The organism is Azospirillum palustre (assembly GCF_002573965.1).
Lineage (GTDB): Bacteria > Pseudomonadota > Alphaproteobacteria > Azospirillales > Azospirillaceae > Azospirillum > Azospirillum palustre.
In genome coordinates this window covers 1-733 of record NZ_PDKW01000008.1, presented here as the reverse complement: position 1 = coordinate 733, position 733 = coordinate 1, and the positions used below count along the sequence as shown (strand labels likewise).

At 69.4% G+C, this 733-nt stretch carries 1 protein-coding gene; it reads right to left on the bottom strand.

Annotated features, from left to right (window positions below):
* On the bottom strand, positions 1–733 hold a 733-nt coding region (locus CRT60_RS00040), incomplete at both ends, for a Rieske 2Fe-2S domain-containing protein (RefSeq protein ID WP_143272899.1).

Below are 733 nucleotides of genomic sequence, written 5' to 3'. Positions count from 1 at the left end.
TGGGTGTCGGCGTTGGTGATCGGCCGGCGGATGGCGGCGTAGCGCATGCCGAATTCGGTCTGCTGGACCTGGAGACGCGGCGCCTTGTCGGTCGAAGGGCGCGACATCACCTTGTTGTCCGCCGTGGTCTGGGCGACCTTGGCGGGGCGGATGTTGGAGGAATGCAGGCTGGAGGAATGGGCGGAATCGATGGCGCCTTCCAGCACCTGCGCCCAGTTTGCCGCGACGTGCATCTTGGCGATGCCGACCCGGGTCGTCGCCGATTTGGCCCAGGGCGGCGGGCGGAACTCCGGCACCGCGGCCCCGTCCCCGATCCGGGCGTCCATGTAGACCCAGACGAAGCCGCCGGCCTCGCGCGTCGGGTAGGCGGTGTGGCGCACCCGCTCCTTCAGTTTGCTGTCCGGCGGCTCGGACGGCATGTCGGTGACCTTGCCCTCCACGTCGAACTTCCAGCCATGGTAGAGGCAGCGCAGCCCGCACTCCTCATTGCGGGCGAACACCAGCGAGGCGCGGCGGTGCGGGCAGTACTCTCCGATCACCCCCAGCCGGCCCTTGCTGTCGCGGAAGGCGATCAGGTCCTCGCCCAGCAGGCGCAGGCGCACCGGATCGCCGTCCGGCTCCGCCACCTCCTCCGACATGCAGGCCGGGATCCAGTGGCGCCGCATCATTCGGCCCATCGGGGCGTCGCCCTCGACGCGGCACAGAAGATCGTTCTCTTCGGCGGTCAGCATGA